The sequence below is a fragment of the Vibrio bathopelagicus genome (assembly GCF_014879975.1).
Taxonomy (GTDB): domain Bacteria; phylum Pseudomonadota; class Gammaproteobacteria; order Enterobacterales; family Vibrionaceae; genus Vibrio; species Vibrio bathopelagicus.
Genome location: NZ_CP062500.1, coordinates 1,011,089 through 1,030,073, shown reverse-complemented (window position 1 = coordinate 1,030,073; position 18,985 = coordinate 1,011,089). Strand labels below are relative to the sequence as shown.

The 18,985-nt window shown below is 44.2% G+C and carries 15 protein-coding genes and 1 pseudogene; 4 read left to right on the top strand and 12 right to left on the bottom strand.

The window, feature by feature from the left end; genetic code table 11:
• The first annotated feature begins 23 nt into the window (after nucleotides 1-23).
• Nucleotides 24-1,367, top strand: a complete 1,344-nt coding sequence (locus IHV80_RS04635; RefSeq protein ID WP_192890208.1) for an anti-phage deoxyguanosine triphosphatase — start codon at nucleotides 24-26, stop codon at nucleotides 1,365-1,367.
• A 32-nt stretch (nucleotides 1,368-1,399) separates the two neighbouring features.
• Here IHV80_RS04635 and IHV80_RS04630 read toward each other — a convergent pair whose 3' ends face one another.
• Nucleotides 1,400-1,999, bottom strand: coding sequence for a tRNA-uridine aminocarboxypropyltransferase (locus IHV80_RS04630; protein ID WP_192890207.1), 600 nt, complete (start codon nucleotides 1,997-1,999; stop codon nucleotides 1,400-1,402).
• Between the two features lie 9 nt (nucleotides 2,000-2,008).
• On the opposite strand from IHV80_RS04630, the gene rrtA reads away from it, so the two are divergent.
• On the top strand, nucleotides 2,009-2,557 hold the full coding sequence (rrtA, locus tag IHV80_RS04625) for a rhombosortase (RefSeq protein ID WP_192890206.1): 549 nt from the start codon (nucleotides 2,009-2,011) through the stop codon (nucleotides 2,555-2,557).
• Here rrtA and IHV80_RS04620 read toward each other — a convergent pair.
• The 8 genes and pseudogenes from IHV80_RS04620 to IHV80_RS25400 all read right to left on the bottom strand — a co-directional run.
• The gene (locus IHV80_RS04620) at nucleotides 2,548-2,847 is read right to left on the bottom strand and encodes a ComEA family DNA-binding protein (RefSeq protein WP_102351290.1); all 300 of its coding nucleotides are present in this window, start codon (nucleotides 2,845-2,847) and stop codon (nucleotides 2,548-2,550) included. The two genes, rrtA and IHV80_RS04620, sit on opposite strands and share 10 nt — an antisense overlap.
• Before the next feature lie 208 nt (nucleotides 2,848-3,055).
• Entirely contained in the window at nucleotides 3,056-4,921 is a 1,866-nt protein-coding gene (gene ppiD, locus IHV80_RS04615; protein ID WP_192890205.1) for a peptidylprolyl isomerase, read from the bottom strand.
• Nucleotides 4,922-5,141: 220 nt separating this feature from the next.
• Entirely contained in the window at nucleotides 5,142-5,414 is a 273-nt protein-coding gene (locus tag IHV80_RS04610) for an HU family DNA-binding protein (RefSeq protein ID WP_004736083.1), read from the bottom strand.
• A 193-nt stretch (nucleotides 5,415-5,607) separates the two neighbouring features.
• The gene (lon, locus tag IHV80_RS04605; protein WP_192890204.1) at nucleotides 5,608-7,959 is read right to left on the bottom strand and encodes an endopeptidase La; all 2,352 of its coding nucleotides are present in this window, start codon (nucleotides 7,957-7,959) and stop codon (nucleotides 5,608-5,610) included.
• Nucleotides 7,960-8,091: 132 nt separating this feature from the next.
• Entirely contained in the window at nucleotides 8,092-9,372 is a 1,281-nt protein-coding gene (gene clpX / locus IHV80_RS04600) for an ATP-dependent protease ATP-binding subunit ClpX (RefSeq protein ID WP_192890203.1), read from the bottom strand.
• 81 nt (nucleotides 9,373-9,453) lie between these two features.
• On the bottom strand, nucleotides 9,454-10,080 hold the full coding sequence (gene clpP / locus IHV80_RS04595; protein WP_004736080.1) for an ATP-dependent Clp endopeptidase proteolytic subunit ClpP: 627 nt from the start codon (nucleotides 10,078-10,080) through the stop codon (nucleotides 9,454-9,456).
• 105 nt (nucleotides 10,081-10,185) lie between these two features.
• Nucleotides 10,186-11,484, bottom strand: coding sequence for a trigger factor (tig, locus tag IHV80_RS04590; RefSeq protein ID WP_192890202.1), 1,299 nt, complete (start codon nucleotides 11,482-11,484; stop codon nucleotides 10,186-10,188).
• Between the two features lie 293 nt (nucleotides 11,485-11,777).
• A pseudogene (locus IHV80_RS25400) lies at nucleotides 11,778-11,960 on the bottom strand (hypothetical protein); the annotation flags it as partial.
• A 162-nt stretch (nucleotides 11,961-12,122) separates the two neighbouring features.
• Here IHV80_RS25400 and IHV80_RS04580 point away from each other — a divergent pair.
• Nucleotides 12,123-13,931: a sensor histidine kinase gene (locus IHV80_RS04580; protein ID WP_192890201.1), complete on the top strand. Its 1,809-nt coding sequence runs from the start codon at nucleotides 12,123-12,125 to the stop codon at nucleotides 13,929-13,931.
• Nucleotides 13,932-13,991: 60 nt separating this feature from the next.
• Entirely contained in the window at nucleotides 13,992-15,338 is a 1,347-nt protein-coding gene (locus IHV80_RS04575) for a sigma-54-dependent transcriptional regulator (protein ID WP_192890200.1), read from the top strand.
• A gap of 365 nt (nucleotides 15,339-15,703) precedes the next feature.
• Here IHV80_RS04575 and IHV80_RS04570 read toward each other — a convergent pair whose 3' ends face one another.
• From IHV80_RS04570 to IHV80_RS04560, 3 genes are all read right to left on the bottom strand, one after another.
• Entirely contained in the window at nucleotides 15,704-17,065 is a 1,362-nt protein-coding gene (locus IHV80_RS04570; RefSeq protein WP_192890199.1) for a TRAP transporter large permease, read from the bottom strand.
• Between the two features lie 2 nt (nucleotides 17,066-17,067).
• The gene (locus tag IHV80_RS04565; RefSeq protein WP_192890198.1) at nucleotides 17,068-17,823 is read right to left on the bottom strand and encodes a TRAP transporter small permease; all 756 of its coding nucleotides are present in this window, start codon (nucleotides 17,821-17,823) and stop codon (nucleotides 17,068-17,070) included.
• Nucleotides 17,824-17,889: 66 nt separating this feature from the next.
• Complete coding sequence (locus tag IHV80_RS04560) at nucleotides 17,890-18,885, bottom strand: TRAP transporter substrate-binding protein (protein WP_102435319.1); 996 nt, start codon at nucleotides 18,883-18,885, stop codon at nucleotides 17,890-17,892.
• Between the last annotated feature and the right edge of the window lie 100 nt (nucleotides 18,886-18,985).

Genomic DNA, 18,985 nt, shown 5'->3' with positions numbered 1-18,985 from the left:
AAATCAATTTGATAGGTGCTATTTTGACTTCTCCAATCGAACCACCATTTGTACTCGAGCAAGAATGGCAAGATCGAAACAACGATGAGCATAAGATCAGAAGAGACGATCACCGTAGCCCATATCAACGCGATCGTGCTCGCGTGCTTCACTCCGCTGCATTCCGTCGTTTACAAGCGAAGACGCAAGTGCATGGCACCACAGTGAATGATTTTCACCGTACCCGCTTAACGCACTCACTAGAAGCTGCTCAACTTGGTACGGGGATTGTCGCTCAGCTAAAGAAAAAACAGCCTGAGTTTCGTGAATTGTTGCCTTCAGACAGTTTGATCGATTCATTATGTCTGGCTCACGACATTGGCCACCCACCTTATGGACACGGTGGTGAAGTCGCGTTGAACTATATGATGCGCGATCATGGTGGTTTTGAAGGTAATGCTCAGACCTTCCGAATAGTGACTCAGCTAGAACCCTATACTGAGCATCATGGAATGAACCTATCAAGACGCACCCTACTAGGTTTGATCAAATACCCATCGCTACTGAGCGAGGTTCACTCCCAATCTCAACATCAACCCGTTAAGCACCAAAGACAACTGCGTGCGAAGGATTGGATGCCAGCAAAGGGCATATACGATCATGATGAAGAGTTGTTCAACTGGGTGCTTGAGCCACTTTCAGACAACGACCAACAACGTCTGAAGCAGAAGCGAAAGTCGCATACCGAACCACTTGAACACAACAAAACCAAATACAAATCACTCGACTGTTCGATTATGGAACTGGCTGATGACATCGCTTACGGCGTGCATGATTTGGAAGATGCAATTGTGCTTGGATCGGTCACTAAAGCACAATGGACCGAGTCAGCTTACCCTCAACTCAAAGAGATGGCTGACCCTTGGATTTGTGAGCATTTAGATTCAATTACTGAAATGCTTTTTTCGGGAGAGCAATATCGTAGAAAAGATGCGATAGGTGGGATAGTCAACGCGCTACTCACTAGTATCTCTATCAAGCCCGTTGATACAGAATTTGAGAACGTACTGCTGGCTTATAACGCTTTTCTTGAGCCGAGTATGGATGGCACGTTGGATAGGCTTAAGCGCTTTGTCAGCGAGTTTGTAATCCAAGTTCCACAGGTTCAAGTGATCGAATATAAGGGGCAGCAGATCATCATGGACATGTTTGAAGCATTCAGTGCAGATCCTGAACGTTTGTTGCCACTGCCAATCAAGAAGCAATGGCTGCTGCATGAAGATGAATCGAGAAAGATGCGCGTGATAGCCGATTACATCTCATCAATGACCGATGATCTTGCGCAGAAAATGCACCAGCAATTGTTCTCGGCTCATACCGAGTTTTAATTTATGACTCGTTCTAGTGAAACGGCTTAATCTTAATCTAAGTAATTTTTCTCAAACACACCTGGGGGCATTTGATTGATTTGAAACTGAATCATTTGGTCAAATGCCGTTAGCAGCGGACTGAAATCTCGGTCGCTCTCTAACAAGCTAAGCAAATGATAACCAGCTTCAACGGTAGAAAGGCTGTTTTCGCTGGGCGCTTTGCGAATTCGATAGTTGCCCTTGAGGTCTTTCGGCAAATGAACCGTGTTCAACGCATGCAAGTTACTCGATACCTGCCACATCTTGAATGCCTTCTTCCACGTGCCATCCAATAAGATCACACGTAACTTCTTACTTGGGCACGTGGCGGACTCAACCGAAACAGAATGCTCACTTGGGTATAAAATCACATGCTGATATTGCTCATCAGCCAGCAACTCATTAAGTTGTGTATTCTCTGAAAAGTCTTCACCCACAAGCGTCACGCTGTTTTTTAGAGATAAAGACAGAATACGCGCAGTTCCCATTGGGCGATGCTCTTCTGATGGGTGCTGAAGAATGATAAGCTCAACGTTCGATTCTAGTGGCATAACCCACTGACATATACAAGCTTTCAAAGCCTTGCTGCATTGGCGGCAATAACGAGACATGGATTTAATGTGTACCCTGTTTTAATTTTCACTTCACTTTTATGCGTCTTATTCCAATTTGAGCCAATACAAGCTTGGGTCGTTTGGGATAACAATGCGATTGCCGATGGGCAATGGTGGCGAATCCTAACAGGAAATTTTTCACATACCAACTACTCGCACCTTCTGATGAATTTAGCCGGCTTATGGATCATCAGTTATCTGTTCCAACCCAATAAAAAACAACTGATCAGCACATTGCTTTTCATTAGTTTAGTTACAGGGGGCGCTCTGTTATTTTCGAGTATTCAAATCTATGTCGGTTTGTCGGGGACTTTGCATGGGCTGTTTGGTTTATTCGCGCTCAGAGAGGCGTTAAACGGCAGGAATTCTAGTTGGCTGTTGGTGTTAGGATTAATCGCTAAGATAGCGTGGGAGCAGTTTGTTGGCCCTTCTAGCACGACTGGCGAACTGATTAATGCTCGTGTCGCCATTGAAGCCCACCTAGCAGGTGCACTGGCTGGGGGCTTTATGGCTGTTGTTGTATTTCTAACGAATAAAAGAACGAATCAAAGCTGAATTCTCTCGCGGTTCTTTTCGACCGTGGCCTCACCTATTCCTTTCACGTTCACCAAACTGTCAGCAGTGGCAAACTCACCGTTCTTCTCTCTGTAATCAACGATTTCTTTTGCTTTCTTATCGCCCACACCCACTAATAAGGCTGATAGCTCTTCTGCTGTCGCTGTGTTGATGTTTACCGTGATCTCAATGCCATCGTATAGCTCAGCTTTAGTCGGGCTATCAGCAAACACTGCGGAGCTCAGGGTAATAAGAAATGAAAGAAGTAGTGTTGAATATATCGCGCGCATAAACCGTTCCTTTGTACAAAAAAGGTAACTTATGCATTTACCGCTGCAGATAACACAAACCCCAGATAAAAATAAAGCGGGTCACCGAAGTGACCCGCTTTGTTATACATCTAATTTTCATCAACTTGTTGATTGGCTCGCAAACCGAGTTGCTGCACTACTCTCAAGTTGCATTACTCAGCAGAAGACCACCGAGTAAATTCAAAGCTTATTGAGCTTGACCAACGATGTAGTATTCAACGTCTGCATTTTTACGTAGTACGTTTAATACGTTAGTTAGATCTTGTTGGTTACCAACACGCTCTAACTGAGCACCGATTTGAGTGCTGTAAGCTGGGTTGATTTCAGCCGTCACTTTAGAAAGCTCAACAACTACGATGTTACCGTCTTGGTCTTTAGATTGACCAAATACTGCTTGGCCTTCTTCTGGTTTCGATAGTGCGAACACAGAAGGCGCAAGTGGAGAGTTACGGTCAATCGTTTCAAGTTCAGTGAACTCAAGGTTGTTGTCTGAAAGTACCGCTTCGTTGCCTTGTTTAAGTTCGTTAACAAGAGATACACCAAGCTCAACCGCTTGTTGCTCTGCTTGTACCGCAGACAGTGCAGCGACAACTTGATCTTTCACTTCAGCTAGAGGAAGAACTGTTTCATCACGAGTCTCTTCTACACGAACAACAATCACGTGCTCAGGTGCAACTTCAATAACTTCAGAGTTCAGACCGTCTTCTTTCACTTCAGGGCTCAAGATGGCTTGCATTACTGCAGGCGTCATCAGAACTTCTGGAGCATCAGCTTGAGAGATGAAATCAGTCGTCGTAATTTTCGCATTGATAGCTTCTGCAGAATCGTCTAGAGAATCTGGGAATTCAAACGCTACTTTTTCAAGTTCAGTTTGTTGCTCGTAGAACTGATCAACTGCATGTTGGTCTAGAAGCTCTGTCTTAATCTCTGCCGCTACTTCAGCGTAAGGCTGAGCTTGAGATGCTTTTAGTTCGTCTAGCTTGATGATGTGGTAGCCGAAATCAGATTTCACTAGGCCAGTAGTATCGCCAATATTCTCAAGAGCGAAAGCCGCGTCTTCGAATGCTGGGTCCATAACATCACGTTCAATCCAACCTAGGTCACCGCCAACGTCTGCACTACCGAAGTCGTCAGATTTCTCTTCCGCTAGCGTAGCAAAATCAGCGCCTGCATTTAGCTCGTCTAGGATAGACTGGGCTTTCGCTTCGTCATCGCCTTCAACCAAAATGTGGCTAACTTTGCGTTGCTCTTCAGTTGAGTACTTGTCTAGGTGCTCTTGGTAGTATTTCTGAGCTTCTTCATCGCTTACTTCAAGCTGAGACTTAAGTGCTTCAGCAGAAAGCTCGATGTAAGACACCTTAGCTTGCTCTGGGCGAGTGTAAGCTGCTGGGTTCTCTTGGTAGTACTGTTCGATCTGTTCGTCAGTTAACTCGATATCTTTCGCTAGGTCAGCAACAGACAATGTCACTGTGCGAATGTCACGAGTTTGAGCAATAAGCTTGCTTTGCGTATCGATCTCACCTTGAAGAACGAATTCGCTGCCTTGTAGGGCAGTAACAAGCTGGTTGCGCATTAGATCACGACGCATGTATTCAGCGAAGCTTTCCGCGCTGAAACCTGCACGACGTAATGCCGATTGGTAAACTTCTTGGTCGAATTGACCAGCCGTTTGGAATTGAGGCATTTCTAGAATCATGGTACGGATTTGAGTGTCACTGATTCGTAGACCTAAAGACTCAGCTTGCTGCTCAAGTAGAACGTCATTGATCATGCGATCAAGAACTGATTTACGGAAAGACTCTACGTATGCAGGGTCTGCAAGCATTTGATCAAAGTAATCGCCTAGTTGAGACTGCATGCGATTACGTTCGTTTTGGTAAGCCTGTTCGAACTCACCACGAGCGATTTCTGTATTGCCAACTTTAGCTGCTGCGTTGTTACCGCCACCGGTGATGTAGCTGCCTACACCTGCGAATACGAATGACAGGATAATCAACCCAAGGATAATTTTTACCGCGATGCTATTCACGCCTTCGCGTAATCGATCCATCATAATTTAAGTGCTCTCCGGATATGAAGCATTGGCTTCAAAATAAAAATCTATTCACGCGATATTATCAGAAAAAGAAATGCGCATCAGTAGGATGCGCATAATTTAAATAAGTTCAATGTGCTTTGCACATATACTGTCTAAGAATGAAACATCATTTTTCAAACAGTAAACGCATATTACTGCCTTCCCCTCGTAAAGTTCGAGGTTTCAGCAACAAAAATTAGTTACATGCGTCTTTAAGTGCTTTACCCGCTTTGAAGCCAGGTACTTTAGCTTCTGCGATTTGGATCTCTTCACCAGTTTTTGGGTTACGACCTGTACGAGCAGCACGAGTACGAACACTGAAAGTACCAAAGCCTACAAGTGCCACTTGGTCACCTGATTGTAGCGTTGTGCCAACTGCTTCGATGAAAGCGTCTAGAGCGCGGCCAGCTGAAGCTTTAGAGATGTCTGCGTTTTCTGCGATTGATTCTACTAGTTGTGTTTTATTCACTGTTTTTCCCCTATGTGTCATCTGTGACTACTTCTCGATGACTGTACGTTCCATTTTTGGTTTTAATTTAGCCGCAAGCCTTATTACAAAAGGGATTGCCGCTTTAGTGGAATAACTTAGCGTCCAAAAAAAACGCTGACAAGCCTTTTCGGGCCTATCAGCGTAATTCTTTACTAGTTTTTGCTACGCATCACTATTTTTTCACGTCAAACTCGACCCCTGACGGATCTCGTTCTAGCGCGACTTTAAGTACTTCATCAATCCACTGGACTGGGATCACTTGTAAGTCAGCAATAACATTGTCTGGAATCTCTTCCAAATCACGCTCATTGTCTTTTGGAATCAAGACCGTTTTGATGCCACCACGGTGTGCAGCAAGCAGTTTTTCTTTCAAGCCACCGATAGGTAAAACTTCACCTCGTAGGGTAATTTCACCTGTCATACCCACCTCAGCTTTCACAGGGTTACCCGTTAAGCTAGAAACAAGTGCAGTACACATTGCGATACCCGCACTTGGGCCATCTTTTGGTGTTGCACCTTCAGGTACGTGAACGTGAATATCACGCTTCTCGTAGAAATCTGAATTAATACCCAGATTTTCCGCACGAGAACGAACCACAGTCATTGCCGCTTGAATCGATTCTTTCATCACATCGCCAAGAGAACCGGTTTGCGTTAGCTTACCTTTACCTGGCATAGATTCAGTTTCGATAGTCAGTAGGTCACCGCCAACTTGAGTCCACGCTAAACCAGTCACTTGACCGATACGGTTGCTCTCATCCGCCTTGCCGAAGTCATGACGTTGAACACCCAAGTACTCTTTCAGGTTATCAATGTTAACCGTTACAGACTTAAGGCTGCTGTCTAGCAGGATATTCTTAACTGCTTTACGGCAGATCTTAGAGATTTCACGCTCTAGGTTACGCACACCCGCTTCACGCGTGTAGTAACGAATAATGCCAACGATTGCTGAATCTTCGATATTAATCTCGTGAGGCTTAAGACCGTTACGTTGAACTTGCTTGTCCAGTAAGTGACTCTTAGCGATGTTCAGCTTTTCATCTTCTGTGTAACCCGACAGACGAATCACTTCCATACGGTCCAATAGCGGGCCAGGAATGTCCATTGAGTTAGATGTTGCAACAAACATCACATCTGACAGATCGTAATCTACTTCTAAATAGTGATCGTTGAATGCAACGTTTTGCTCTGGATCTAACACTTCTAGAAGCGCTGAAGATGGGTCGCCACGCATATCAGATGACATCTTATCGATTTCATCTAATAGGAACAGTGGGTTCTTAACACCAACTTTAGACATCTTCTGGATCAGCTTACCCGGAAGTGAACCGATGTAAGTACGACGGTGACCGCGGATTTCCGCTTCGTCACGTACGCCACCTAGAGCCATACGAGTGTACTTACGGCCCGTTGCAGCGGCAATCGAGCGACCTAGTGAGGTTTTACCTACACCAGGAGGACCAACAAGACAAAGGATTGGACCTTTTAGCTTGTTAATTCGGTTTTGTACTGCCAAGTATTCAAGGATACGTTCTTTAACACGCTCTAAGCCGTAGTGGTCTTCATTCAAGACCTCTTCCGCTTTCGCTAAATTCTTCTTAACTTTTGAACGCTTAGCCCAAGGAACACCAACCATCCAATCGATATAGCTACGTACTACTGTTGCTTCAGCAGACATTGGCGACATCATTTTCAGTTTTTGCAGTTCTTGCTCGGTTTTTTCACGAGCTTCTTGAGGCATTTTTGAGTCTTCGATCTTCTTCTTCAGAGTCTCGAATTCATCAGGTGCGTCATCCATCTCGCCCAGTTCTTTCTGAATCGCTTTCATTTGCTCATTCAGGTAGTACTCACGCTGAGATTTCTCCATCTGCTTCTTAACGCGGCCACGAATGCGTTTTTCAACTTGTAGGATGTCAATTTCTGACTCCATTTGGCCCATTAAGAATTCCAGACGTTCAGTCACATCTGCAATTTCTAGAACGTGCTGCTTATCTACCAATTTAAGTGGCATGTGCGCTGCAATCGTATCGGCTAGGCGTGCAGCCTCATCAATACCGTTCAGAGAAGTGAGAACTTCTGGTGGAATTTTTTTGTTTAGCTTAATAAAGCCTTCGAATTGATTGATCGCGCTGCGAACAACCACTTCTTGTTCTTTTTCGTCAAGTTCTGAGGTTACAAGGTATTCGGCATCCGCTAGGAAAAATTCACTTTCTTTAAATTTGTGAATTTTTGCACGCTGCTGACCTTCAACAAGTACTTTTACAGTACCGTCAGGGAGCTTAAGTAACTGAAGAATGGTAGCAACGGTACCTACATTAAATAGGTCTTCGATTGAAGGCTCATCAGTGTCCGCTTCTTTCTGCGCTACAAGTAGTACTTGTTTGTTAGCTTCCATTGCCGATTCAAGGCAAGTAATCGATTTTTCACGACCGACAAACAATGGAATAACCATGTGTGGGTAAACCACTACATCACGTAGAGGTAGCACGGGGATTTCGATACGCTCGGAACGTTCCAAGTTCATATATTTCTCTCTTCCGCTTTAACTTATAAAGCAGTATATGGGGCTTAAACGACTGGATTCAATGGAAGAATAAAAAAAAGGAGGTAATTGCTTACCTCCTTTTTCAATTTGAGTGACTTGTCTAAAAAAGACCTACTCTGCAACCGCGGCTTGGTTATCTGAGTTGCTGTAAATCAATAGTGGTTCTGACTCACCATTAATTACCGACTCATCAATCACAACCTTGCTTACATCTGTCGAAGATGGCAGTTCGTACATAGTTTCTAGTAGAACACCCTCTAAGATAGAACGCAGACCACGAGCACCCGTTTTACGTTCCATTGCTTTCTTCGCAATTGCACGTAGGGCATCTTCGCGGAATTCTAATTCAGTATCTTCGATTTCAAATAATGCTGCGTACTGCTTAGTAAGCGCATTCTTCGGTTCACAAAGAATTTGAACTAGAGCTTCTTCGTCAAGTTCTGTCAATGTCGTCGTCACGGGTAGACGACCAATGAATTCCGGAATTAGACCGTACTTCACGAGATCTTCAGGTTCAACTTGAGTGAACAATTCACCCACAGTTTTTGCTTCGTCTTTTGAACGCACTTCTGCGCCAAAACCAATGCTCGAACCTTTTTCTACACGTTGTTCAATCACTTTATCTAGGCCAGAGAACGCTCCGCCACAAATAAATAGGATCTTAGACGTGTCCACTTGCAAGAACTCTTGCTGTGGATGCTTACGGCCACCTTGAGGTGGAACTGAAGCAATTGTACCTTCAACAAGTTTTAGCAGAGCTTGCTGTACACCTTCACCAGACACGTCGCGCGTGATTGATGGGTTTTCAGCTTTACGAGAAATCTTATCGATTTCATCGATGTAAACAATGCCACGTTCCGCTTTCGCTACGTCATAATCACATTTTTGAAGCAACTTCTGGATGATGTTTTCAACATCTTCGCCCACGTAACCAGCTTCGGTCAGTGTTGTTGCATCTGCCATTGTGAATGGAACGTCTAGGAAACGAGCCAGTGTTTCAGCCAGTAGCGTTTTACCACTACCAGTAGGACCGATAAGAAGAATGTTACTCTTACCTAACTCTACGCCTTCAGCTGTCGTGTCACCATTACGCAAACGCTTGTAGTGGTTGTATACCGCAACTGCTAGCACTTTTTTCGCGTATTCTTGACCGATTACATAGTCGTCAAGATGCTCACGAATCTCACGCGGCGTTGGCAGCGATTCCGATTCTTTCTTAGGAAGAACATCTTTAATTTCTTCACGAATAATGTCGTTACAAAGATCGACACATTCATCACAAATGTAAACAGAAGGACCTGCGATTAACTTGCGAACTTCGTGTTGGCTTTTGCCACAGAAAGAGCAGTAAAGCAGTTTACCGCTACCACCCTCTTTGCTTTTATCTGTCATTCGCTAACCTCTTAGCCTTTACTCTCTATGCTTGAGTGTATATCAATTTGAATCACTTTGCGTTAAACAATTGCCGTACAATTATTGACCGCGGTGATTAAGAACTGAATCCACTAAGCCGTATTCTACTGCTTGATCAGCAGACATGAAATTGTCACGATCTGTATCACGCTCAACAACTTCTAGAGGCTGACCTGTATGCTCTGCCAATAGTTTGTTTAGCTTTTGCTTGATCGTTAGGATCTCTTGCGCGTGAATTTGAATATCAGACGCTTGGCCTTGGAAGCCGCCAAGTGGCTGGTGAATCATTACACGTGAGTTTGGAAGCACGTGACGCTTACCTGGAGTACCACCCGCTAGTAAGAATGCACCCATAGAGCAAGCTTGACCCATACATACTGTGCTCACGTTTGGCTTGATGAACTGCATTGTGTCGTAGATAGACATGCCTGCTGTTACGCTACCGCCAGGTGAGTTGATGTAAAGATAGATATCTTTGTCTGGGTTTTCTGATTCCAAGAAAAGCAGTTGAGCCACGACAAGATTTGCCATGTGGTCTTCCACTTGACCTGTTAAGAAAATGATACGTTCTTTTAATAGACGAGAATAAATATCGTAAGAACGTTCACCACGGGAAGTCTGTTCAACCACCATAGGAACTAGTGCGTCCATAATCGATGGCATTGTATTTTTTTCTTGGTAGCTCATATTCTTATGTCCCTAAAATAAATGGCCCGAATGATTAAATCATACGGACCATTGTTAGCAGAATTGTTGACCGTACGTCAACCTTCTACGTCAGATATTACTATATTAAGCAGGTTGCTGATTCATTAGCTCGTTGAAGCTAACTTCTTTATCAGAAACTTGAGCTTTAGCGATGATTGCATCAATAGCTTGCTCTTCTAGAGCAACATTGCGCATGTTGTTCATCATTTGCTCGTTTTGCTCGTAGTAAGCAATAACTTCAGTTGGATCTTCGTATGCTGTAGCCATCTCTTGGATGATAGCTTTAACTTTTTCGTCATCAGCTTTTAGTTCTTCAGTCTTGATTACTTCACCAAGAAGAAGACCTACAACTACGCGACGTTTAGCTTGCTCTTCGAACAGCTCACGTGGAAGTTGGTCAGCAGCTTCAGTGTTGCCACCAAAACGTTGAGCAGCTTGTTGACGAAGAACACCGATCTCTTGATCGATAAGAGCAGAAGGTACGTCGATGTTGTTTTCGTTAACTAGACCGTCGATTGCTTGCTCTTTGATGCGGTTCTTAACAGCTTGCTTAAGCTCACGCTCCATGTTCTTACGAACTTCAGCTTTAAGACCTTCAACACCGTCAGCAGCGCCAAACTTAGAAACGAATTCTTCGTTTAGTTCTGGAAGTTCACGAGCTTCAACTTTGTTGATCTTGATTGCGAACTTAGCAGCTTTACCTTTTAGGTTTTCTGCGTGGTAATCTTCTGGGAAGTTTACTTCGATTTCAAATTCCATACCTGTTGTTTTACCAACGATACCGTCTTCAAAACCAGGGATCATGCGACCAGCACCCATCTCTAGTGGGAAGTTCTCAGCTTTGCCGCCTTCGAACTCTTCACCGTCGATAGAACCAACGAAGTCGATAGTTGCACGAGAACCAGCGTCAGCTGCAGTTTCAACTTCAGTCCAAGTTGCTTGTTGCTTACGTAGAGTTTCGATCATCTCTTCAACGTCAGCTTCTTTAACTTCTACTGCTGGTTTCTCAACAGTGATGTTTTCTAGACCTTTCAGCTCAACTTCTGGGTAAACTTCAAAAGTTGCGTGGAATACTAGGTCAGCGCCTTCGTTGTTTTCAACTGGTGCGAAAGTAGGTGCGCCAGCTGGGTTGATTTTCTCTTTAACGATCGCTTCGATGAAGTGACGTTGCATTACTTCGCCCATCACGTCTTGACGTACTGCTTGGCCGTACATTTTAGCAACCATCTTCATTGGCACTTTGCCTTTACGGAAACCATCGAAACGACGGTTTTTCGCGATGTTGCGTAGTTCAGCTGTAACTGCATCTTCGATGTTAGCAGCAGGAACAGTAATATTAAGACGGCGCTCTAGGCCTTCTAGCGTTTCAACAGTAACTTGCATTATATAAACCTCAAAACTGGCTCAGTAATCTGAGCATATGAGCCGTAACTTAGCTTTTATTCAAAGCCGACGTTGTTGGCTGCATCCTTGTGTAGTGCTCTATCCGAACACCTAATTTAAAATTGAGCATTGATGTCTGAATTGATTATTCAACCAAACACCAGACTAATCAGCGATATCTTCGTTCTTCACGCGTCGATTAAAACGCAATAAAGCTTGTTTTCAGAAACAAGAAAGGTATCTCCGATTAGCCTCAGGACAGAAATTTTAGACGCGACATTCTAGCGATCTGTTTAATCTCTGTCGAGCCGTTCACCTCTGGTTGGTGATGAATGCTCTAAATTCGTCCAACTAAATGATACAAAAACGATCAAATCATCACTTAGCACATCAGAAATGGGGACAATAGCGACTTTTTCAAGGGAATGGAGGGCTTTTTTTGCTAAAAACCTTAAAAAGAGATCTTGCTCTTGTTTTACCCCTCAGAGTCGATAACTTTTTCAACAATCTCCATTACAAGGCCTTAACCTATTCTGAGCTGCTAACTCTTAAATTTCGGTAAAAATAACCATTATTTACGGTCATGAACCAGAGAATGCAGGCTTGTTGATTTTGCCCAGATTTAGCGGAGATCCACCATGTTTCAAGCTCTAAGAGTGCCTGTTTTACTATTGATCACTTATAGCTTGTTGATGATTGTCGGTGGCCACTGGGTATGGAACACCAGCCATCAAAGTTTGTTAAATGATCATCAATCCAAACTCGACCGTTTTTCGGTTCATATTTCGAGCCAACTCGACAAATTCGCGCACATTCCAGAGCTATTATCAAAAGACAAAGAGTTGATTGATGCCCTGCATTCACCCAGTAATTCTGCGCAAATTGAACTCACGAATCGCTACCTACGCCATGTAAACACAGTGATTCAAGCATCAGACACATATTTACTCGACAGCATCGGCACCACAATTGCAGCCAGTAACTGGAGTCAACAGCGCTCTTTTGTTGGACGTAATTTTGCTTTTCGCCCCTATTTCCAACAGGCCATTCTGGGTCATGAAAACCAATACTTTGCATTAGGTTCAACCTCTGGAAAGCGTGGTTACTATTACTCTTACCCTGTCTCTTATGCCGCTGAAATTATTGGGGTTATCGTCGTAAAGATGGATCTTTCTCTGATTGAAGCCAGTTGGAAAGGCAAACAGAGTTTTTTTGTCGCTGATGATAAAGACCAGATTGTTTTCATGTCGAGTAACCCGGAATGGTTGTTCAAAAGCCTTCAGCCTTTGGACGAAGAGCAACGATCTCGCATTAAAGAAAGCCAACAATACCTAGATACCAACATCGAGAGTCTGCATTTTTCTGGCGATTTAGAAAGCGCCACCAGTAGCATTAAGTCGCCTCATCAATTGGTAAAGGAGCAGTTCTTTACCTCTTCACGCTTCTTATCCGACCCTAGGTTGACCGTCAGAGTCTTTTCCCCTACCCACTTAGTTTGGTGGGATTTGATCGCCTACCTTGTAGTCTTGAGCTTAGTGTTCGCAATTATTTATCTAGCAATACAACTCAATACGCATCGTCAGCAAAGGCGTACTCAAATCGACAGGTTGCAATCTGAAGCGAACCAGAAACTTGAATTTCAAGTGCTCGAAAGAACCTCTGAACTACATATAGAGATCAAGCAACGTATCGAAACAGAGCGCGTGCTCAGACAAACCCAAGATGAACTCATACAAGCCGCAAAATTGGCAGTTCTGGGGCAGATGTCCGCAAGCATCAGTCATGAGCTGAATAACCCATTGGCAGCGATTCGCAGTTATGCAGACAATGGCCGACTTTTTCTCGCCAAAGAAAAGACCGACCGTGTTGATGACAACTTATCTCGGATCTCAGCGCTCACCGATCGAATGGCAAAAATCAGTCATCAACTTCGTTCCTTTGCCAAGAAATCGACCGCAGAAGAGCTACACACGTTACAAATTTTACCGGTTCTTCATTCCTCAAAAGAACTAATGAAGCCTCAACTCAAGAGCGAGAGGGTTAAAATCAATGAGCTACCCGATGCCTTTAATGTTCGTGTGGTCGCCAATGCCATTCAACTGGAACAAGTCGTCATTAACTTGCTGACCAATGCCATTCAAGCAATGGATCAACAAGACGATAAGCAATTGTCTATCTTGTTGGAGATACGACCACCAAGCACAGACACAACGAGTACACTGCTTATTCATATCGATGACAACGGTCCGGGATTTTCTTCACCGTCGAACGGTGATTTTTTTGAACCTTTCCATACCACGAAGAAGAATGGGCTTGGGTTAGGGCTGTCGATTTCTCAACAAATAATCAGCGGAATTAACGGAAAGCTGTTAACCGGAGTCAGCCCACAAGGCGGCGCTCGATTTAGTATCGAGTTACCCATCGTTCCAACAAAAGAATCAGATTAGTCGCTAAGCTAACCATTACACGCTCACCAATAATAAGAATAAAAGATTAAAGGAATAACTATGTGTCACGTCTATTTCATTGATGATGAATCCGATTTAAGAATGGCCATCGCGCAGAGTTTTGAACTTGCTGATATCGATGCTGAATTCTTTCCAGATGCAGAATCCGCTTTGCTCGCTATCCAAGCGGATGGCCTCCCTCATGTCATCATCACTGACATTTGCTTGCCGGGCATATCAGGGCATGATCTACTCAATACCCTAGTGCACAAAGATAAAGAACTCCCGGTCATCATGATCACAGGCCATGGTGACATCTCCATGGCGGTGCAAGCGATCCAAGACGGCGCCTATGATTTCATTGAGAAGCCGTTCGCCAACGAACGTCTAATTGAAACCACCAAGCGAGCAATTGAAAAACGTCAACTGACCCTCGAAAACCTCGAACTAAAACGCTCTCTCAAAGCCAGCCAAGCGCTTGGTCCGAGAATCATTGGTGATACTCAATCGATGACCGAGCTTCGTTCGGTCATCACTCATGTAGCTGACACCAACGCTGATATTTTGCTCTTCGGTGAAACTGGCACGGGCAAAGAGTTGGTCGCACGCTCTCTGCATGAACAGAGCAGTCGTCGAGAGCACAACTTTGTCGCCGTCAATTGCGGTGCAGTTCCTGAGAACCTGATTGAAAGCGAACTGTATGGTCATGAGAAAGGCGCGTTTACTGGCGCTGAAAGCAAACGCGTTGGTAAATTCGAGTTTGCTCAGGGCGGAACCTTATTCTTAGATGAAATTGAATCCATGCCGATGCAGGCGCAAATTCGCCTATTGCGAGTATTGCAAGAACGCGTCATTGAAAGAGTTGGATCCAATAGCTTGGTGCCTCTCGATATTCGTGTGATTGCCGCCACCAAAGTCGACCTAAAGAAAGCGGCTGAAGAAGGGACCTTTCGACAAGATCTCTATTACCGACTCAATGTCGTCACCTTGGATTTACCGCCTCTAAGAAGTCGCCAAGAAGACATCCCTGCACTGTTCCACCACTTCTTGCTTGTTGCTGCGGCTCGCTATGGGAAAACAGCCCCTGCGCTTCCACAAAAACAGCTACATGAGCTTCTAGCCCATGATTGGCCGGGAAATGTGCGTGAATTACGTAACATTGCTGAACGCTTTATTCTACTAGGTAAATTGTCGCAACTGGTTGATGAACCTCAACCAGAGAACGGAGCAAACAGTAACGTTAGCCTCATAGATCAAGTCGCAGAATTTGAAAAATCAACGATTGAACGGGCGTTGATTGAGAACGAAGGGAGTATCAAGCTCACCATGTCTCAATTAAACGTCGCAAGAAAAACCCTTTACGATAAAATGCAGCGTTATCAAATCGACAAAGACAACTTCAAATAACCTCAATGTTCAATAACTCAGTAGCAACTTGAAGTGAATACGGATTGAAAGTGGAAGAGTGAAGTTTCCTCTTCCATAATTCATATGGCAAACCTGAAAAATAAGTTGCATATGAATGAAAAAACCTCCATTCCGATTATCGTAGAGACCGTTTTGATCGACGACCATTATGAAGTGGAAAGACGATCAGGGCGTGATAGAAGAAAGAAGAAGACACGCTGGAAAGGCTATGACAGGCGCTTACGTCATAAATTGAGGCGTACAGAGCATAAAGCGATAGATGAAGAAGTTTAACTCTTCATCTATCGCTGCTCATTACTAAGATAGGAGCGCTGACTAGATAAATTATTTATCTAACCAATTGGCTACTTGGTGATGATCTCCGGCCCCATCAAGGTGGTTGGTAACCAAGTTGAAACCCATGGCACGTAAGTCACGATGATTAGGAACAAGAACATTACGCCCACCCAAGGCAGTGCTGCTTTGACCACGTTCATCATCGACATCTTCGCAACCCCTGCGGTCACAAACAAGTTAAGCCCCACAGGCGGCGTTATCATCCCTATCTCCATGTTCACCACCATCATGATACCAAGGTGAATTGGGTCGATACCGAGTGCAATAGCAATAGGAAATACTAGCGGAGCAACAATGATCAGCAAGCCTGACGGCTCCATGAACTGTCCACCAATCAATAGCAGAACGTTCACCACGATCAAGAAGGTAATCGGCCCTAAACCTGCAGAAAGCATAGACTCTGTGATCATTTGAGGAATACGTTCTTCTGTTAGCACGTGTTTAAGAATCAAAGCGTTGGCAATGATAAACAGCAACATGATAGTCAGCTTACCTGCATCATAAAGCGTGTCTTTGGTGTCTTTATGAACGAAGGTTTGAACGATTTTTACCAAGGCTGGTTTCTTATTCTCTTTGTCTGCAAACGGCCCCATATCTTTGTAGATAAAATTGGCAATGAAGAACGCATAAACCGCTGCGACCGCCGCGGCTTCTGTCGGAGTAAAGATACCGCCGTAGATACCACCTAGAATGATAACAATCAGCAGCAAGCCCCAACTTGCGTCTTTCGCTGCTGCGAACATCTCACCCCAGCCCACAAACGGCTGTGCCGGAATCTTCTTAATACGCGCTGCAATGTAGATAGCAATCATCAACATCACACCCGCCAATAGGCCAGGAATAACTCCACCTAAGAACATACGACCTACAGATACATCCGTCGCCGCTGCGTAAACCACCATAACGATTGATGGTGGAATCAAGATACCCAGCGTACCCGCGTTACAGATAACCCCTGCCGCGAACTCTTTTGAGTAGCCGTTTTTGATCATGCCCGCAATAACAATACTACCGATCGCCACTACCGTAGCCGGTGAAGAACCTGACAGCGCAGCGAACATCATACATGCCACAACCGATGCCATCGCCAAACCGCCGCGGAACCAGCCCACCATCGCAATAGCAAAACGGATAATACGCTTTGCAACGCCACCCGTAGACATGAAGCTAGAGGCCAAAATAAAGAATGGGATTGCTAATAATGTGTAATGGCCAGCAAATGCGTTAAACAACGTTTGTGCAACGGATGCCAGAGAAGCATCAGAGTGCATCAGCAAAAATAGGATGCTAGATAAACCCAAGGATATCGCGATTGGTACACCAACCAACATGAACGCAATTACCATCAAAAATAGAAATAACATTGCCATGATTAGTCTTCCTTACCGTTAGATTTTGTATTTGATTCGCTCGTCTTATTTGACGTGTTCGAGTCCAATACCGCTGTCGCATCTTCGTCAGAACCCGCTAGTACGTCAGCTTTAAGTGCATCCAGCTCTTCTTCGGCTTCATGTCCTGCAATCATGCGGTCCAGTTTTCCAGTTAAGATTTGAAACGCGACTTGAGCAAAACGGAAAGTCAGTAGCGCCATACCAATCGGCAGTGCCATGTAAGGAATAAAGCGAGGCAGTTTTTCATATCGTTCGCCTTCGTTAAGCCAATCAGCCATAAATTGCAGCATTTCAGGCATTGGAATATCGTCGGTTTCATACCATGCACGTTCAGTCGCGAACGGGTACCAATAATTCCAAGAACCGATAAGAAGTAAGATTGAAAAGGCTAAACAACAAGTCACGGCGATCAGCGCGTAGATCTTTCTTAGCTTTTCTGGCGCGAGGTTAATAATGACATCGACGCCGATATGAAAATGTTTTTTTACACCATAAGAAGCACCGACCAACACCATCCATGCAAACATGAATACCGTCAGTTCCAATGCCCACAAAATGTTGTCGTTGAATGCGTACCGAAATACCACATTGGCAAAGGTAAGTAGCGTCATTGCGCCAAGGAAAAATGCAATCAAAGATTCTTCAATCACATCAGTAACTTTTCCGACTTTAGAAAAAAAAGAAGGCTCTAATGCTGCTTCGTTAGAATTTGGTTGTTCCATTTGAGGATTATCCATAATTGACTCCGCTTATAATTGTTTTAATGAGGAGTAGCGAACCATGGTCGCTACTCCTTAGCGGTGTTATTGGTTTGAAGCTAACGCTGCATTGATAAGATCTGAACCGATGTCTTTTTCAAACTTCTTCCATACTGGTTGAAGTGCAGTTACCCATGCTTCACGCTGTTCAGGCGTCAAAGTACGAACCTCACCACCAGCTTCGATGATGTTGTTTTTGTTCGCTAGGTTAACTTTTGAAGATTCAGCATTACGCGTCTCAGAGACTTCTTGAACGATAGTGCCAAGTTGCGTACGTACATCTTCAGGTAGGTCTTTCCAGAAGTCGTTCGACGTTACTACAAGGTAATCAAGGATACCGTGGTTAGTTTCTGTTACGCCGTCTTGTACTTCAAAGAACTTCTTACCGTAGATGTTTGACCATGTATTCTCTTGGCCATCGATAACCTTAGTTTGCAGGCCACCGTATACTTCTTTGAAAGACATCTTCTGTGGGTTAGCGCCCAGTTGTTCAAACTGAGCAACCAGCACGTCTGAAGCTTGAACACGGAATTTTAAACCTTCCGCATCTTCAGGATTGATAAGAGGTTTGTTTGCCGACATCTGTTTCATACCATTGTGCCAAAACGCAAGGCCTTGTAGACCACGACGCTTCATCGCATTCTTCAGCTTTTCACCAGACTCTGAGTTTTGGAAACGGTCAACGGCTTCTACATCTTCAAATAGGAAAGGAAGGTCAAAAATGCGGTATTTCTTAGTGAACTTCTCAAATTTAGACAGCGATGGCGCCGCCATTTGAACATCACCATTTAACAGGGCTTCCAGTACCTTATTATCATCGTAAAGCGTTGAGTTAGGGAAAACTTGCATACAAGCTTTTCCGTTCATTTCCGTGTTTACTCGCTCTTCTAGTAAAGAAGCAGCAATGCCTTTCGGGTGCTTATCAGTATTAGTTACGTGACTGAACTTAATCACAATTTCACCTGGATCACAGTTAGCGGCAGCATTGAAGCTAGTGAGTGCCAGAGCAGATACAGACAGCAGGGTAAGAGGCTTAAACATTATTATTCTCCTTAGTAAACAAAACAGCCCATCAATGGGAACTGCGTGCTTTCACTAAGGCAATTAGCGCGCCACATTGAAACAAAACATTAACAAGCCT

What these genes read in the sequence shown, in the direction of transcription:
- IHV80_RS04570 (WP_192890199.1), bottom strand. Translation starts at nt 17,065, where the DNA reads ATGGCAATGTTATTTCTATTTTTGATGGTAATTGCGTTCATGTTGGTT.
- IHV80_RS04560 (WP_102435319.1), bottom strand. Translation starts at nt 18,885, where the DNA reads ATGTTTAAGCCTCTTACCCTGCTGTCTGTATCTGCTCTGGCACTCACT.
- IHV80_RS04565 (WP_192890198.1), bottom strand. Translation starts at nt 17,823, where the DNA reads ATGGATAATCCTCAAATGGAACAACCAAATTCTAACGAAGCAGCATTA.
- clpX (WP_192890203.1), bottom strand. Translation starts at nt 9,372, where the DNA reads ATGACAGATAAAAGCAAAGAGGGTGGTAGCGGTAAACTGCTTTACTGC.
- clpP (WP_004736080.1), bottom strand. Translation starts at nt 10,080, where the DNA reads ATGAGCTACCAAGAAAAAAATACAATGCCATCGATTATGGACGCACTA.
- IHV80_RS04630 (WP_192890207.1), bottom strand. Translation starts at nt 1,999, where the DNA reads ATGTCTCGTTATTGCCGCCAATGCAGCAAGGCTTTGAAAGCTTGTATA.
- IHV80_RS04575 (WP_192890200.1), top strand. Translation starts at nt 13,992, where the DNA reads ATGTGTCACGTCTATTTCATTGATGATGAATCCGATTTAAGAATGGCC.
- tig (WP_192890202.1), bottom strand. Translation starts at nt 11,484, where the DNA reads ATGCAAGTTACTGTTGAAACGCTAGAAGGCCTAGAGCGCCGTCTTAAT.
- IHV80_RS04620 (WP_102351290.1), bottom strand. Translation starts at nt 2,847, where the DNA reads ATGCGCGCGATATATTCAACACTACTTCTTTCATTTCTTATTACCCTG.
- IHV80_RS04580 (WP_192890201.1), top strand. Translation starts at nt 12,123, where the DNA reads ATGTTTCAAGCTCTAAGAGTGCCTGTTTTACTATTGATCACTTATAGC.
- lon (WP_192890204.1), bottom strand. Translation starts at nt 7,959, where the DNA reads ATGAACTTGGAACGTTCCGAGCGTATCGAAATCCCCGTGCTACCTCTA.
- ppiD (WP_192890205.1), bottom strand. Translation starts at nt 4,921, where the DNA reads ATGATGGATCGATTACGCGAAGGCGTGAATAGCATCGCGGTAAAAATT.